Origin of the sequence: Microbacterium sp. NPDC089190 (assembly GCF_040701795.1) — a bacterium.
Classification (GTDB): Bacteria; Actinomycetota; Actinomycetes; order Actinomycetales; family Microbacteriaceae; genus Microbacterium; species Microbacterium galbum.
Genome location: NZ_JBFBHF010000003.1, coordinates 664,556 through 678,657, shown reverse-complemented (window position 1 = coordinate 678,657; position 14,102 = coordinate 664,556). Strand labels below are relative to the sequence as shown.

The following is a 14,102-nucleotide window of genomic DNA, read 5'->3' as shown; positions in this document are numbered from 1 at the left end:
ACCGCACGGCGGTGAGGTGCTGCGTGACCGTGCTCACCGCACGGCGGCGGCGAGGCGCTGTGCGAATCGTTCGGGCTGCGAGAACTGCGGCCAGTGGCCGGAGTCGAGGTGGATCACCTCGGTGTCGCGTACGCGGGCGAACTCCCGCGCGAAGGCGTCCCAGTCGGCGAGCATGCGCGGAAGCGTCTCGGCGTCGAGGCGGCCGGAGAGCACCGTGACGGGGATGTCGTAGCGACGCTCGTCGGTGAGGGTCAGGGACGAACTCGGCACGCGCCCGGGCACGTCGACCACCTGCGCGGCCGTGCGGCGGCGGGTGTCGTCGTCGAGGTCGGAGACGTCGTCGTCGTCGAAGAACTCCCACCCCGGGAAGGGGACGACGCCGTCTTCGATCGGGAACTCCGAGATCATCGCGCCCGGTGGCGGGACGACGCTGTCGACGAGCACGATCCGTCGGACGCGCTCGGGGCGACGATCGGCGGCTCCCCACACGACGTTGCCGCCGCCGGAGTGGCCGACGAGGACCACCGGGGCGTCGAGCCGGTCGATCTCGGAGACCACCGCGTCGACCCAGTCGTCGACGACGAGGTCGCCGACGGCCGGACCGGGCAGGGTGAGGGGAAGCGGGCGGTGGCCCGCGCGGCGGAGCGCGGGCAGCACCGCATCCCACGACGACGCATCGAGCCAGAGACCGGGTACGAGGATGACGTCCATGACGGCAGCGTAGGACGCCCCTCCGACGTCGGCCAGGGGCGGCGTCGGCGCGGGGTCACGGCACGACGTCTCGCGGCCCGCGGTGCGGGGGATGCCCCTCGGATGCCGTTGCGCTCAGCGGGGGAGGACGGCGATGACCTGCGCCAGGTCGACGTCGCCCACGACGAGGTCGGCGCGCTCGCGCACGGCGGGCTTGGCGTTGAAGGCGAGACCGAGGCCCGCGACCTTCATCATCTCCAGGTCGTTCGCGCCGTCGCCGATCGCGAACGTCAGTCGCAGGGGGACGCCGTGCTCGTCGGCCCAGCGGCGGAGCGTCTCGGCCTTGGCGGTGGCATCCACGATCTCGCCGTCGACCTCGCCGGTGAGCGCACCGTCGGCTGCGACGAGACGGTTCGCGCGCCAGACGTCGACGCCCAGGCCGGGGGCGACGGTGTCGAGCACCTCGTGGAAGCCGCCCGAGACCACACCGACCACGCCACCTCGCTCGTGCACGGCGGCGATGAGGTCGTGCACACCCGGGGTCGGTTCGATGCGGGCGACCGCCCGGGCGAACGCGTCGGTCGACACGCCCGCGAGCGCCTTCACACGGGAGCGGAGGCTCGTGGCGAAGTCCACCTCGCCGCGCATGGCCGCTTCGGTGGCGGCGGCGACCTCGTCGCCACGACCCGCCTCGTCGGCGAGGAGTTCGATGACCTCGTTGCGGATGAGGGTCGAATCGGCATCCAGCACGACGAGGAAGCGAGCGGTCGAAGTCACGCGCTCGACCCTAGCGCGTGGCGTAGCGGCCCGGGGGCGCCGGCTGTCGCACGGCGTCACGGTCGGGTCCGGCCACGGACGGCGGCCGTAGGCTGGAAGCTTCCGCCGCCTCCTGAGAAGGGACCTCCCATGGCCGACGTCGAAAGCTTCACCCTGGACCACACCGCCGTGCTGGCGCCCTACGTCCGCCTGATCGGCACGGAGTCGGGCCCCCGCGGCGACGTCATCAGCAACTTCGATCTGCGTCTCGTGCAGCCCAACGAGCAGGAGATCCCGACCGGCGGCCTGCACACCATCGAGCACCTGCTCGCGAGCCTCGTCCGCGACCGCATCGACGGTCTCATCGACATCTCGCCCTTCGGCTGCCGCACCGGCTTCCACGTGATCATGTGGGGCGAGCCCGACGTGGAGGCGCTGGCGAGCGCCATCACCGACTCGCTGCGGGCGATCGCCGACGACGTCACGTGGGACGACGTCCCCGGGACCGACGCCTTCAGCTGCGGCAACTACCGCGACCACAGCCTCCACAGTGCGCGCGAGTGGTCGAAGGCCGTGCTCGAGAAGGGCATCTCGCGCGACGCGTTCGCGCGCGTCGGCGTCTGAGAGACCCGCAACGAGAGAGGGCGGCGACCGTGGTGGTCACCGCCCTCTCTCGTTGCGCGGGTCAGGCGTGGACGTGCACGTCCTTGCCGACGACGGTGATCCCCGTCTCGGTCACCGTGAACCCTCGGGCGAGGTCGCGTTCGCGGTCGACGCCGATGGTCGCCCCCGGCTCGAGAACGACGTTCTTGTCGAGGATCGCGCGATGGATGCGAGCGCCCGCGCCGACCTGCACGCTGTCGAAGAGCACCGAGTCGGTGATCGTCGAGCCTCCGCCGGCGAGCGCCCACGGGCCGACCACGCTGCGTTCGAGGTGGGTTCCCGACAGCACCGAGCCGAGCGACACGATCGAGTCGATCGCGTTGCCGATGCGTCCGACCGAGTCGCGCACGAACTTCGCCGGCGGGGCGTTGAAGGTCTGCGAGTAGATCGGCCAGTCGGTGTTGTAGAGGTTGAAGATGGGCAGGGTCGAGATCAGGTCCATGTGCGCGTCGTAGAACGACTCGATCGTGCCCACGTCGCGCCAGTACGACTGATCGCGCGGGGTGGACCCGGGCACGTCGTTGCGCTGGAAGTCGTACACGGCCGCCTCGCCGCGGTTGACGAAGTACGGAACGATGTCGCCGCCCATGTCGTGGGCCGAGGTCGGCAGCTCGCCGTCGTGGGTGACGGCTTCGACGAGCGCGTCGGCGTCGAAGATGTAGTTGCCCATCGAGGCGAGCACCTCGTGCGGCGAGTCGGCCAGCCCCTCGGGGTTCTGCGGCTTCTCGAGGAACGCGCGGATCTTCGTGGGGTCGCTCGGATCGGTGTCGATAACGCCGAACTGGTTCGCGAGCGAGATCGGCTGACGGATGCCGGCGACCGTCGCGCGCGCATCCGAAGCGATGTGGGCGTCGAGCATCTGCTTGAAGTCCATGCGGTACACGTGGTCGGCGCCGATGACGACGACGATGTCGGGCTTCTCGTCGCGGATGAGGTTCATCGACTGCAGGATCGCGTCGGCGGAGCCCGAGAACCACCGCTTGCCGAGGCGCTGCTGGGCGGGGACGGATGCCACGTACGCGCCGAGCATGGGCGACATGCGCCACGTCTGAGAGATGTGGCGGTCGAGGCTGTGCGACTTGTACTGCGTGAGCACGACGAGCTGGCGCAGGCCCGAATTGATGAGGTTCGAGATGGCGAAGTCGATGAGGCGGTACTGGCCGCCGAAGGGGACGGCGGGTTTGGCGCGATCCGCCGTCAGGGGCATGAGTCGCTTTCCCTCGCCGCCGGCGAGGATGATTCCGAAGACCTTCGGCGCTGCAGGCATGGCACCACACTAGGGGGCGGAACAGGATGCCGGAACACGTCGTCGGCGTGCCTTCCGCTGTACTACGGTTCGTCTCATGCGCGTCGACATCGTGACCAAGGAGTACCCGCCGGAGATCTACGGGGGAGCCGGGGTCCACGCCACGGAGCTGGTCAAGGCGCTGCGCGCCGAGGGCACCGAGGTGCAGGTCCGCGCGTTCGGCGCGGAGCGCGACGCGGCCGACACGACGTCCTACGGCGTCCCCGCCGAGCTCGCCTCCGCGAACGGCGCGATCCAGACCCTCGGCACCGACCTCGAGATCGTCACCGACGTCGCCGGCGCCGACGTCGTGCACTCGCACACCTGGTACGCGAACTTCGCCGGGCACCTGGCATCCCTCCTCCACGGGATCCCGCACGTCGTGACCGCCCACAGCCTCGAGCCGTTGCGGCCCTGGAAGGCCGAGCAGCTCGGCGGCGGCTACGCCGTGTCGAGCTACATCGAGAAGACGGCGTACGAGGGGGCCGCGGCGGTCGTCGCGGTGAGTTCGGGGATGCGCGACGACATCCTGCGCAGCTACCCGTCGCTCGATCCCGCCAAGGTGCGGGTCATCTACAACGGCATCGACACCGAGGCGTGGCATCCGGTGACGAACGACGCGTTCCTGGAATCGGTCGGGATCGATCCGTCGCGTCCCTCCGTCGTCTTCGTCGGGCGCATCACACGGCAGAAGGGTCTGCCGTACCTGCTGCGCGCGGTCGAGCAACTGCCGCCGGACGTGCAGGTGATCCTGTGCGCGGGCGCCCCCGACACCCCGCAGATCATGGCCGAGGTGCAGGAGCTCGTGCGCGGCCTGCAGGCGACCCGCGACGGCGTGGTGTGGATCGAGCGTCTGCTTCCACGCGACGAGCTGTGCGCCATCCTCACCGCGGCGACGACGTTCGTGTGCCCCTCGGTGTACGAGCCGCTCGGCATCGTGAACCTCGAGGCGATGGCGTGCGGAGCGGCCGTGGTGGGCACCGCGACCGGCGGCATCCCCGAGGTCGTCGTCGACGGCGTGACCGGTCGTCTCGTGCCGATCGACCAGGTGCAGGACGGCACCGGCACGCCCGTCGACCCCGACCGCTTCGTCGACGACCTCGCCCGCGTGCTCACGGAGGTCGTGGCGGATGCCGAGACCGCCCGCGCGTTCGGCGAGGCGGGGCGCCAGCGCGCCGTCGACGCCTTCAGCTGGGGCGCGATCGCGCAGGAGACCGCGGCGCTGTACGCCGAGGTCGCGGGGGCGTCGCGGTAGCTCTGCACGTCGGCCGTGTGGCATCCGGGTGGTGTCGTCGCGCCCGTTAGGCTAGCTGCATGCCTCAGGTGCTCGAGTTCTCCGACGTCGTCGTCCGCCGGAACGCGCGGGACATCGTGTCCCACCTCGACTGGACGGTGTCGGATGACGAGCGCTGGGTCGTGCTCGGGCCGAACGGCGCCGGCAAGACCACCGTTCTGCAGCTCGCCGACACGTTGCTGCACCCCACGTCGGGGGCCGTGACCATCCTCGGCGAGCGACTCGGGCGGACCGACGTCTTCGAGTTGCGTCCGCGCATCGGCTTCGCCTCGTCGGCGATGGCGCGACGCGTGCCGCCGGAGGAGACCGTGCTCGACGTCGTGCTGACCGCGGCCTTCTCGGTCGTCGGGCGCTGGCGCGAGGACTACGACGACATCGACGAGCGACGCGCGCTGCGCGTGCTGGCCGAGTGGAAGCTCGACCACCTCGCCGACCGCACCTTCGGAACGCTCAGCGACGGCGAGCAGAAGCGCGTGCAGATCGCCCGCGCCGTCATGACCGATCCGGAGCTGCTGCTGCTCGACGAGCCGACCGCGAGCCTCGACCTGGGGGCGCGCGAAGAGCTGCTGAGCCTGCTGTCGGGCTACGCGCAGGCGCCGACGACACCCGCGATGGTCATGGTCACGCACCACGTCGAGGAGATCCCCATCGGGTTCACGCACGTGCTGCTGCTGCGCGACGGCGAGGTCGTCGCATCCGGACCCCTCGAAGAGGCCCTCACGGCCGAGAACCTCTCGGCGACGTTCGGTCTCGACATCACCCTCACGCACGACGCCGGTCGGTACGCCGCTCGCGCGGTGTAATCCCGGGCGGCGGGGCCTCTCGGCGTCGGCTTCGGCTCGGGCCTGGTAGACTCTTCCGTTGGTGCCTCCGGCGCCGCAGACTTTGACGTCCTGGCAGAATCCAGGGCACCACTTCTCAAAGGACCTCCCATGCAGACTGACATCCACCCCACGTACAAGGCCGTCGTGTTCCGCGACCTCGGTTCGGGCGACACCTTCCTCACCCGTTCGACCGTCTCGAGCGACAAGACGATCGAGCTCGACGGCGTGGAGTACCCCGTCATCGACGTGGAGATCTCGTCGGCCTCGCACCCGTTCTACACGGGCAAGCAGCGCATCATGGACTCGGCCGGTCGCGTCGAGAAGTTCAACCAGCGCTTCAAGAACTTCGGCGGTCGTTGATCCGCAGCGGTTCCGCGTCGAAGCCCCTCGTCCTTCAGGACGGGGGGCTTTCGTCTTTCCCGGAGCCGGAGGTGACCGGGGCGCGGTCGCCCTCACCCGCGCTTCGCGGGCAGGAGGGGCTTCGGCGGGTCGGTGCTGAGGATGGGGGACGTCGTCACCGGGGCGCGGTCGCCCTCACTCACGCCATCCCTTCGCGGGCAGGAGGGGTTCGGAATCCCGCGGCGCGACCTCGCTTCTCAGCGGATCGGCCACGCCCCGTCGAGCGGCGGAGCGGCGGCATCCAGGCGGCCGATCTTCACGAAGTACTCGGTCAGGCTCGCGGCCTGCGCGCGGGCCCACGCGATCTGGCGGGTGTGCAGCTCGTCGAGGGTCTGCGGCATCCACGGTCCGAACTTCTCGGCGAGAGCCAGTGCCAGGCGCCCGGCGGCGACCGCGTCGGCGCAGGCTTCGTGAGCGGATTCGAGCGGGACGGCGTAGTGCTCGGCGACGACCGACAGGGTGCGCTTGCCGCGACGGTACCTGTCGTAGGTCTTGTCGACCACGAGGGGGTCGATCACGGGTGAGGGCGCGTGGATCGGCGCGACGCCGTGGCGAACGGCTTCGTTCTTGAGCAGCGAGAAGTCGTACGGAGCGTTGTAGGCCACCACCGGGATGCCGGCGGCGAACAGCGCGGCGAGGGCTTCGACGACCTCGGCCACCACGCGCGGGGCGGGGGCTCCATCGGCGCGAGCCCGCTCCGTGGTGATGCCGTGGATGGCCGCGGCTCCGGCGGGGATCTCGATGCCCGGGTCGGCGAGCCAGTCGCGGGCGTCGATGACGTTGCCGTCGACGTCGAGCACGCCCACGTGGGCGGTCACGATGCGATCTCTCTCGACGTCCACGCCGGTGGTCTCGAGATCGAACACGCCGATCAGGCGCGCCCACTCGGGCGTCTGGAAGAGGGGGAGCGGCTCGGCCTGCCACAGGGTCATGGGGTCACCGTAGAACGAGGTTCCGACATGGACGGCGAGGCGCGCAGAAGGGTGCGGGGAGGAGGTCCCGGATGCCAGGCGGCGGCGTGAGCGCCGGGCGCGCGTCCTGAACGCCGGGCGCGGCGGGAAGCGCCGGGGCGGCGTTCGCGTCGACGCGCGTCCCGGATGACGAGGCGCGACAGGAAGGATCGCGGCCGACGGTGCCGGGACGTGGTGGGGGAGGATCGCGCCCGGCGGTGTCGGGACCCCCTCGTAGACTCGACCCATGCCGAATCCCTACGCCGAGCGCCTCGCCGAGATCGCCGTGGAGCGCCGCGAGACCGCCGTCCTCGGCGGCACCACGGCCTACTGGGTCTACGGAGACGACGCCGCTTCGACGACGATCGTCGCGGTGCACGGGTTCCGCGGCGAGCATCACGGACTCGACCCCGTCGTGGCGCACCTGCGCGGCATCCGGGTCATCTCACCCGACCTGCCCGGCTTCGGTGAGACGGCGCCGCTGGCGGGTCGCGCGCACGATCTCGAGACGTATGCGCAGTGGTTGCGGGCGTTCGTCGAGGCGGTCGCGCCCGGCGCGGTGGTGCTCGGGCACTCGTTCGGGTCGATCGTGTCGGCCGCCGCCGTGGCCGGCGGGCTCGCGACGCCCCGGCTCATCCTCGTCAACCCGATCGGCGCGCCCGCGCTGGAGGGGCCGCGCGGCATCCTCACGCGACTCGCCGTCTTCTACTACCTCGCCGGAGCGAAGCTCCCGCGCGCTCTCGGCGAGGGGCTGCTGCGCAACGGTCTCATCGTGCGGGTGATGAGCAACGCCATGGCCAAGACGCGCGACCCGGAGCTGCGGCGCTTCGTGCACGAGCAGCACGACGAGTACTTCTCCCGCTTCGCCGACCGCGACGTGCTGCACGAGGCGTTCGTGACGAGCGTCTCGCACGACGTCCGCGAGTTCGCGCCGCACATCGCGCAGCCGACGCTCCTGATCGCGGCCGAGAAGGACGACATCACTCCGATCGAGGCCGAGCGGCACCTCGCCACCCTCTTCCCCGATGCGGAGTTGGTGGAGATCCCCGAGGTCGGGCACCTCATCCATTACGAGACGCCGCAGGCGGCGGCATCCTCGATCCGGACGTTCCTCGGCGACGAGTGACGCGAGCTCTGCCGCGCCAGAACCGCACTACGCCGTCTCGGCCTTCCGCTTCCGATACGCGATGACGTTCATGCGGTTGCCGCAGTTGCCGGAGTCGCAGTAGCGCTTCGAGCCGTTCTTCGAGAAGTCGACGTACACGCCGTCGCAGTCGTCGGCGTCGCACACGCGGATGCGGGCGTACTCGTCGGCGCGGATGACGTCGACGAACGCCATGGCCGTCTCGACGAGCATGCGCTGGGCGAGGTGGTCCGACGCCTCGGAGGCGTGGATGTGCCAGTCGAACTCGTCGTGCCGCACGAGCTGCGGGAGGGCGCGTCCGTCGCGCAGCATCGCGTTCACGAGGGGCACCGCGTCATCGCGATCGACGTTCCACAGTGCTTGGATGCGGCGCCGGATGCCGCGCACGGCGGCCAGCTCGCGCTCGTCGCGGGCGCGCGAACCGGTGTAGGTGTGCCGCTCGGCGAAGTCGTCGAGCTCGGCCATCGTCGTGAGGGTGTCGACCCCGCTCACCTCGGTGTGGGGCAGGGTGTTGACCAGTTCGACGGTCGCGCGCAGCACCAGTTCGGTGTCACGGATGAAGACCATGTTGACTCCTGACATTCTCAGGTCGTACTGTCACGAGTGTACTCACTCTTGACTCCTGACAGCAGGCCCGCATGACCACGTCGTCCGTCACCCTTCCCCGTCCCGTCCGCCACGGCTCCGGCGCCGTCACGGGGCTGCTCATCGCCGTCGCCTCGGCGCTGGCCTTCTCGTCCAGCGGCCCCTTCGTCAAACCGCTCCTCGACGGAGGATGGTCGCTCGGGGCCGTGCTGCTCGTCCGCATGGGCGTCGCGGCTCTCCTGCTCTCGCCCGCGCTCATCACGGCGATCCGGCGTCAGCGAGGGTTCCTCCGGCGCCACGGCCTGCTCATCGTGTCGTTCGGCCTGACCGCGGTCGCCGGCTGCCAGCTGTTCTACTTCGCCGCGATGCAGAGGATGCCGGTGGCCGTGGCGCTGCTGATCCAGTACATCGCCCCGGTGCTCATCGTGATCGCCGTCTGGGCGCGCACCCGCCGCGCGCCGTCGAAGGCCGTGCTCATCGGCTCGGTCGTCGCGATGGCCGGACTCGTCCTGGTCGTCGACATCAGCGGGGCGCGATTCGACCTGCTCGGCACGCTCTTCGCCCTGTGCGCCGCCGTCTGCGCAGCCGCGTACTTCGTGATCGCCGGCCGCGCGGGCGACGACCTCCCACCCCTCGCCCTCGCCGCCGGCGGCCTGCTCACCGGGACGCTGCTCATGGGCATCCTCGTGGGGGTGGGCGTGCTCCCCTTCGCCGCGCCCTCGATCACGGTGTCGCTCGCGGGGCTGCAGGTTCCCGGCATCCTGCCGCTGCTGTGGGTCGGCGCGGTGGCGACCACCCTCGGCTACGCCCTCGGGGTGATCGCGGTGCCGCTCATCGGATCGCGTCTGGCGTCGTTCGTCGGCCTCAGCGAGGTGCTGTTCGCGCTCGGCTTCGCGTGGCTGCTGCTGGGCGAGACGCCCGCGCCGATCCAGTTCGTGGGCGGCGCGTTGATCCTCGTCGGGGTGGTGCTGGTGCGACTGGATGCCGGGAGCCCGGCCGAGCCGGCGACCGAGACGGCGAGCATCCCGGTGGTGCCGGCGCCGTGAGCCGGCGCGGGTTCCGGTCCCTCCGACGGGGTCCGGAACCTGGGGTGCTGCGGGGTGCGCAGGGGCGGGTCAGATCTCCTCGCGCGCCAGCTGCATCAGCGGCCCCACGCGATAGCCGATGACCTCGCCCATCACGAGCGAGGTCTCGGTGCGCTCGACGCCCTCGATCGCGAGGATGCGCGCGTCGGTGTCGAACAGGTGCTGCGTATCGCGGCACGCGACGCGCACGAGCAGGTCGACCTGGCCGCTGAGGCCGTGGGCCTGCAGCACCTCGGGGACTTTCGCGAGCTCCTCGCGGATCGCGGGGAGCTCGGCCTGACGCACCGTCACCTGCAGGAACGCCTCGATCGGGAAACCGAGCGCCTCGGCCGACAGTGTGCGCTCGAACGACAGGAATACGCCGCCGCGTTCGAGGCGGCTCATGCGGGCCTGCACGGTGTTGCGCGAGAGGCCGAGCTTCTCGGCGAGCGCGACGACGGTGGCGCGCGGGTCGGCGGACAGGGCGCGGAGGAGGTCGAGGTCGACCGCGTCGAGCTTGCTCATGGTGCGAAACATTAGCAGTGTCACCGCCCTCCGCAATGGGCACCTTGCTCAATATGACGGCGAGGTCTTGAGCGGGGTGCATTCCGCGCGTACGGTCGGCCTCGTCGGCGGAGTTGCCGACGCCCGGACCGCCCCGGCTCTCACGAGGAGCCCCGGGCCGCACCTGGAGGGATGACGATGACGTACACCCAGACCACGCCGGAGCAGGGAGCCGCCGACCGCGGATCCACCGGCACCCGCGGCGACGTCGACGACGTCTCGCGCCTGCTCGAGCCCGACGGCTCGCGGATCCCGGATGCCGAGCTCGACCCGTGGATCGCCGACCTCTCGCCGCACGAGCTGCGCGCCCTCCACCGCGACATGGTCCTCACGCGTCGCCTCGACGCCGAGGGCGTCGCCCTGCAGCGTCAGGGTCAGCTCGCCCTGTGGGCCCCGTGCCGCGGCCAGGAAGCCGTGCAGGTCGGCACCGCGCACGCCCTCGCCCCCGGCGATTTCGTCTTCCCCAGCTACCGCGAGCACGGCGTGCTGCTCGGCCGCGGCGCCCAGCCCGCCGACTACGTGCTCGCCTGGCGCGGTGAGGAGCACTCCGCCTACGATCACACCACGATCAACGCGGCGCCCCCGCAGATCATCATCGGCGCCCAGTCGCTGCACGCGACCGGCTGGGCCATGGGCGCGCAGCGCGACGGCTCCACCGACGTGGCCGTGGCGTACTACGGCGACGGCGCGACCAGCCAGGGCGACGTCAACGAGGCGATGATCTTCGCCTCGTCGTTCCGCGCCCCCGTGGTCTTCGTCTGCTCCAACAACCAGTGGGCGATCAGCGAGCCCGTCACCGTGCAGGCGAAGTACCCGATCGCGGGTCGGGCGCCGGGTTTCGGCATCCCGAGCATGCGCATCGACGGCAACGACGCCCTCGCGTGCGTCGCCGCGATGCGGTGGGCCCTCGACCGTGCGCGTCGCGGCGAAGGCCCCTCCTTCATCGAGGCGGTGACCTATCGCATGGGCCCGCACACCACGAGCGACGACCCCACGCGCTACCGTGACGCCGCCGAGGTCGAGGCGTGGTCGCAGCGCGACCCGATCGCCCGGTTGGAGGCCTACCTTCGTGCCGAGGGCGTGCTCGACGACTCCGCCCTCGACGAGGTGGCCCGCGCCGCCGACGCCCTCGCTGCCGACGTGCGCGCCGCGTGCATCGGCGCGACCACCCGTTCGCCCGAGACGATGTTCGACCACGTGTACGCCGAGCCGCACCCCGGCCTGGAGCGGCAGAAGGCGGAGTACGTCGCGTACCTCGCGGGGTTCGAGAAGTGACCGCGCTGACCCTCGGTTCCGCGATCAACGCGGGCCTGGCGGAAGCCCTCGAGCGCGACGAGAAGGTCCTCCTCATGGGCGAGGACATCGGCGCCCTGGGCGGCGTGTTCCGCGTCACCGACGGCCTGCAGCAGCGCTTCGGTGCACAGCGGGTCGTCGACACCCCGCTCGCGGAGGCGGGCATCGTCGGCACAGCCGTCGGCCTCGCCCTGCGCGGCTACCGCCCGGTCGTCGAGATCCAGTTCGACGGCTTCGTGTACCCGGCCTTCGACCAGATCGTCTGCCAGGTCGCGAAACTGCACTACCGCAGCAACGGTCGGATCCGGATGCCGCTGGTGATCCGCATCCCGTGGGCCGGGGGAGTCGGCGCGGCCGAGCACCACTCCGAGTCGCCCGAGGCGTACTTCGCCCACACCGCGGGACTGCGCGTGGTCGCCCCGAGCACCCCGCAGGACGCCTACGTGATGCTGCAGCAGGCGGTGGCATCCGATGATCCCGTCGTCTTCTTCGAACCCAAGCGCCTCTACCACTCGAAGGGCGAGGTCGACCTGGACGCCGATCTCGCCGACGCGCCGCCCCTGTACCTCGCGCGCGTCGCCCGCGAAGGCACCGACGCGACGATCGTCACCTACGGTGCCCAGGTGCGCACGGCCCTCGACGCCGCCCTCGCCGCGGAGGACGAGGGTGTCTCGCTCGAGGTCATCGACCTGCGCTCGCTCTCGCCGATCGACATGAACACCGTCGCGGCATCCGTGCGCAAGACCGGGCGCGTCGTCGTGACGCACGAGGCCGCACGTCAGGCGGGGATGGGCGCGGAGCTGATCGCGAGCATCACCGAGCAGTGCTTCGAGTACCTCGAGGCGCCTCCCCAGCGCGTGACCGGTCACGACATCCCGTATCCGCCGTCGAAGCTCGAGAAGCACCACGTGCCCGACCTCGACCGCGTGCTGCACGCCGTCGACCGGGTGCTCGAGCGCGACGCGCCGGGAACCGCACCCGGCGGCTCGCACGCTTCGATCGTGGGCGGGGGTGCGCGATGATCGCCGAGTTCCTGCTCCCCGACCTCGGCGAGGGCCTGCCCGAGGCCGAGATCGTCGCGTGGCTCGTCGCTGAGGGCGATGTGGTGACGTTGAACCAGACGATCGCCGAGGTCGAGACGGCCAAGGCCGTCGTGGAGATCCCCTCGCCCTACGCCGGAACCGTGCAGGGCCTGCACGCGGCCGCCGGCGATGTGGTGGCCGTCGGCTCCCCTCTGGTGTCGTTCGCCGTGGGCGGGACGGATGCCGACGACCCGGCGCCGGCCGCGACACGGACGGAGCGTGCGGCGGCGACGGAACGCGAGGACGCGGACGAGTCCGCGGCGCCTCCCGCGGTGGCGGCAGCGGCCGAGGCCGAGCGGGCGACGCCCAACCTGGTCGGTTACGGGGCCGCGCCGGCCTCGGGCAGTCGGCCGAAGCGCCGCGCCCGGGCCGCCGCCGGCACGGCGACCCTCGACGCCGACACGGCGGTCCGCGAGGCGGCGCCCCATGATGCGGTGCGCACGGGTCCCATCGACCTGCCGCTCGAGCGTCCTCGCTCGACGCCTCCGGTGCGCAAGCTCGCGAAGGACCTCGGGGTCGATCTCGTCCTCGTCGCGGCCGCTCACCCCGGGGAGGCGGTGACGCGCGCGCACGTCGAGGAGTACGCGGCACGGGTGCCGGTGGCATCCGTCGCTCGCTCCGTCTCCGCGTCGACGGTCCCCCCGGCCGCACCCGCCTCCACCGCCGCTCGCCCGGATCCCGGCGAGCGGGTCACCCGGACGCCCATCCGCGGCGTGCGCAAGCACACTGCCGCGGCGATGGTGCAGAGCGCCTTCACGGCGCCGCACGCCACGACCTTCCTCACGGTCGACGTCACCGCCACGACCGAGCTGCTGGCATCCCTCAAGACCGACCGCGCCCTCGACGGGCATCGGATCGGCGTGCTGGCCGTCGTCGCCAAGGCCGTGTGCCTCGCCCTCGGGCGCACACCGGCGCTGAACGCGCGGTGGGACGAGGCCGCCGGCGAGATCCTCGAGCACCACTACGTGAACCTCGGGATCGCGGCCGCGACGGATCGTGGTCTCGTCGTGCCGATCGTGCGGGATGCCGAGCGCCTCCCGCTCGTCGACCTCGCCGACGCGATCGCCGAACTGGCCGGCACGGCGCGCGCCGGCCGCACGGCCCCGGCCGACATGACGGGCGGGACGTTCTCGATCACCAACGTCGGAGTCTTCGGGGTGGATGCCGGGACGCCGATCCTCAATCCGGGGGAGGCCGGGATCCTCGCCGTCGGCGCCGTGCGGCGCACGCCGTGGGAGCACCACGGCGAGATCGCCCTGCGCGACGTGCTCACCCTCAGCCTGTCGTTCGACCACCGCGTCGTGGACGGGGCCGAGGCCGCGCGATTCCTCACCGACGTCGCGGGCGTGCTGCGCGAGCCCGGACGGGCGATGCTGCTGCGGTGAAGGTTCCGGGCGCCGTCAGGCGGCGGCGCCCGGTTCTCCGCGCGGGCCGCGCGCGCTCGAGCGTGCGGAACACCCGGAGAGGGTGATCGGGGCTTCCGTCGTCGTGGACGCGCGATCCCGGAGG

15 protein-coding genes are annotated in these 14,102 nt (G+C 71.5%); 9 read left to right on the top strand and 6 right to left on the bottom strand.

The features are described 5' to 3' along the window. Positions 1-33: 33 nt before the first annotated feature. Together AB0230_RS13210 and serB are read right to left on the bottom strand one after the other, a co-directional pair. Positions 34-711 carry an alpha/beta hydrolase gene (locus AB0230_RS13210; RefSeq protein WP_366376179.1) on the bottom strand — a complete coding sequence of 226 codons (678 nt, stop codon included), beginning with the start codon at positions 709-711 and terminating at the stop codon, positions 34-36. A gap of 114 nt (positions 712-825) precedes the next feature. After that, positions 826-1,467, bottom strand: a complete 642-nt coding sequence (serB, locus tag AB0230_RS13205; RefSeq protein WP_366376177.1) for a phosphoserine phosphatase SerB — start codon at positions 1,465-1,467, stop codon at positions 826-828. Positions 1,468-1,596: 129 nt separating this feature from the next. Between serB and AB0230_RS13200 the strand changes: the two genes are divergently transcribed. After that, the gene (locus AB0230_RS13200; RefSeq protein WP_315995839.1) at positions 1,597-2,070 is read left to right on the top strand and encodes an S-ribosylhomocysteine lyase; all 474 of its coding nucleotides are present in this window, start codon (positions 1,597-1,599) and stop codon (positions 2,068-2,070) included. Between the two features lie 61 nt (positions 2,071-2,131). On the opposite strand, the gene glgC is transcribed toward AB0230_RS13200, so the two are convergent. Then, complete coding sequence (glgC, locus tag AB0230_RS13195; protein ID WP_315995838.1) at positions 2,132-3,376, bottom strand: glucose-1-phosphate adenylyltransferase; 1,245 nt, start codon at positions 3,374-3,376, stop codon at positions 2,132-2,134. A 76-nt stretch (positions 3,377-3,452) separates the two neighbouring features. On the opposite strand from glgC, the gene glgA reads away from it, so the two are divergent. The 3 genes from glgA to AB0230_RS13180 all read left to right on the top strand — a co-directional run bounded on the left by glgA (position 3,453) and on the right by AB0230_RS13180 (position 5,872). Next, positions 3,453-4,649 (top strand): glycogen synthase, encoded by a 1,197-nt coding sequence (gene glgA, locus AB0230_RS13190; RefSeq protein WP_363391343.1) that lies wholly within the window; start codon positions 3,453-3,455, stop codon positions 4,647-4,649. A 59-nt stretch (positions 4,650-4,708) separates the two neighbouring features. Continuing rightward, the gene (locus tag AB0230_RS13185) at positions 4,709-5,491 is read left to right on the top strand and encodes an ABC transporter ATP-binding protein (protein ID WP_315995836.1); all 783 of its coding nucleotides are present in this window, start codon (positions 4,709-4,711) and stop codon (positions 5,489-5,491) included. Between the two features lie 129 nt (positions 5,492-5,620). Beyond that, positions 5,621-5,872 carry a type B 50S ribosomal protein L31 gene (locus AB0230_RS13180; protein ID WP_055837630.1) on the top strand — a complete coding sequence of 84 codons (252 nt, stop codon included), beginning with the start codon at positions 5,621-5,623 and terminating at the stop codon, positions 5,870-5,872. Positions 5,873-6,108: 236 nt separating this feature from the next. Here AB0230_RS13180 and AB0230_RS13175 read toward each other — a convergent pair whose 3' ends face one another. Further along, positions 6,109-6,843, bottom strand: a complete 735-nt coding sequence (locus tag AB0230_RS13175) for an exonuclease domain-containing protein (protein WP_366376174.1) — start codon at positions 6,841-6,843, stop codon at positions 6,109-6,111. 265 nt (positions 6,844-7,108) lie between these two features. On the opposite strand from AB0230_RS13175, the gene AB0230_RS13170 reads away from it, so the two are divergent. Further along, positions 7,109-7,987: an alpha/beta hydrolase gene (locus tag AB0230_RS13170; RefSeq protein WP_366376172.1), complete on the top strand. Its 879-nt coding sequence runs from the start codon at positions 7,109-7,111 to the stop codon at positions 7,985-7,987. Positions 7,988-8,014: 27 nt separating this feature from the next. On the opposite strand, the gene AB0230_RS13165 is transcribed toward AB0230_RS13170, so the two are convergent. Then, on the bottom strand, positions 8,015-8,572 hold the full coding sequence (locus AB0230_RS13165; protein WP_366376170.1) for a CGNR zinc finger domain-containing protein: 558 nt from the start codon (positions 8,570-8,572) through the stop codon (positions 8,015-8,017). Between the two features lie 71 nt (positions 8,573-8,643). On the opposite strand from AB0230_RS13165, the gene AB0230_RS13160 reads away from it, so the two are divergent. Continuing rightward, the gene (locus AB0230_RS13160) at positions 8,644-9,636 is read left to right on the top strand and encodes a DMT family transporter (protein WP_363391354.1); all 993 of its coding nucleotides are present in this window, start codon (positions 8,644-8,646) and stop codon (positions 9,634-9,636) included. A gap of 69 nt (positions 9,637-9,705) precedes the next feature. On the opposite strand, the gene AB0230_RS13155 is transcribed toward AB0230_RS13160, so the two are convergent. Then, positions 9,706-10,179, bottom strand: coding sequence for an Lrp/AsnC family transcriptional regulator (locus tag AB0230_RS13155; protein ID WP_136585763.1), 474 nt, complete (start codon positions 10,177-10,179; stop codon positions 9,706-9,708). Between the two features lie 171 nt (positions 10,180-10,350). On the opposite strand from AB0230_RS13155, the gene pdhA reads away from it, so the two are divergent. Genes pdhA through AB0230_RS13140 form a run of 3 tightly spaced genes read left to right on the top strand, consistent with a single transcriptional unit; the run spans position 10,351 to position 13,978 of the window. Next, positions 10,351-11,493: a pyruvate dehydrogenase (acetyl-transferring) E1 component subunit alpha gene (gene pdhA / locus AB0230_RS13150; RefSeq protein WP_315995828.1), complete on the top strand. Its 1,143-nt coding sequence runs from the start codon at positions 10,351-10,353 to the stop codon at positions 11,491-11,493. Further along, on the top strand, positions 11,490-12,533 hold the full coding sequence (locus tag AB0230_RS13145; protein ID WP_366376167.1) for an alpha-ketoacid dehydrogenase subunit beta: 1,044 nt from the start codon (positions 11,490-11,492) through the stop codon (positions 12,531-12,533). Before pdhA ends, AB0230_RS13145 begins: the two co-directional genes overlap by 4 nt. After that, complete coding sequence (locus AB0230_RS13140; RefSeq protein ID WP_366376165.1) at positions 12,530-13,978, top strand: dihydrolipoamide acetyltransferase family protein; 1,449 nt, start codon at positions 12,530-12,532, stop codon at positions 13,976-13,978. Before AB0230_RS13145 ends, AB0230_RS13140 begins: the two co-directional genes overlap by 4 nt. Positions 13,979-14,102: the final 124 nt, after the last annotated feature.

Coding starts and splice junctions, on each gene's coding strand:
- AB0230_RS13200 (WP_315995839.1), top strand. CDS start 1,597: ATGGCCGACGTCGAAAGCTTCACCCTGGACCACACCGCCGTGCTGGCG.
- pdhA (WP_315995828.1), top strand. CDS start 10,351: ATGACGATGACGTACACCCAGACCACGCCGGAGCAGGGAGCCGCCGAC.
- AB0230_RS13165 (WP_366376170.1), bottom strand. CDS start 8,572: ATGGTCTTCATCCGTGACACCGAACTGGTGCTGCGCGCGACCGTCGAA.
- AB0230_RS13160 (WP_363391354.1), top strand. CDS start 8,644: ATGACCACGTCGTCCGTCACCCTTCCCCGTCCCGTCCGCCACGGCTCC.
- glgA (WP_363391343.1), top strand. CDS start 3,453: ATGCGCGTCGACATCGTGACCAAGGAGTACCCGCCGGAGATCTACGGG.
- AB0230_RS13170 (WP_366376172.1), top strand. CDS start 7,109: ATGCCGAATCCCTACGCCGAGCGCCTCGCCGAGATCGCCGTGGAGCGC.
- AB0230_RS13155 (WP_136585763.1), bottom strand. CDS start 10,179: ATGAGCAAGCTCGACGCGGTCGACCTCGACCTCCTCCGCGCCCTGTCC.
- AB0230_RS13175 (WP_366376174.1), bottom strand. CDS start 6,843: ATGACCCTGTGGCAGGCCGAGCCGCTCCCCCTCTTCCAGACGCCCGAG.
- AB0230_RS13210 (WP_366376179.1), bottom strand. CDS start 711: ATGGACGTCATCCTCGTACCCGGTCTCTGGCTCGATGCGTCGTCGTGG.
- AB0230_RS13185 (WP_315995836.1), top strand. CDS start 4,709: ATGCCTCAGGTGCTCGAGTTCTCCGACGTCGTCGTCCGCCGGAACGCG.
- AB0230_RS13140 (WP_366376165.1), top strand. CDS start 12,530: ATGATCGCCGAGTTCCTGCTCCCCGACCTCGGCGAGGGCCTGCCCGAG.
- glgC (WP_315995838.1), bottom strand. CDS start 3,376: ATGCCTGCAGCGCCGAAGGTCTTCGGAATCATCCTCGCCGGCGGCGAG.
- AB0230_RS13180 (WP_055837630.1), top strand. CDS start 5,621: ATGCAGACTGACATCCACCCCACGTACAAGGCCGTCGTGTTCCGCGAC.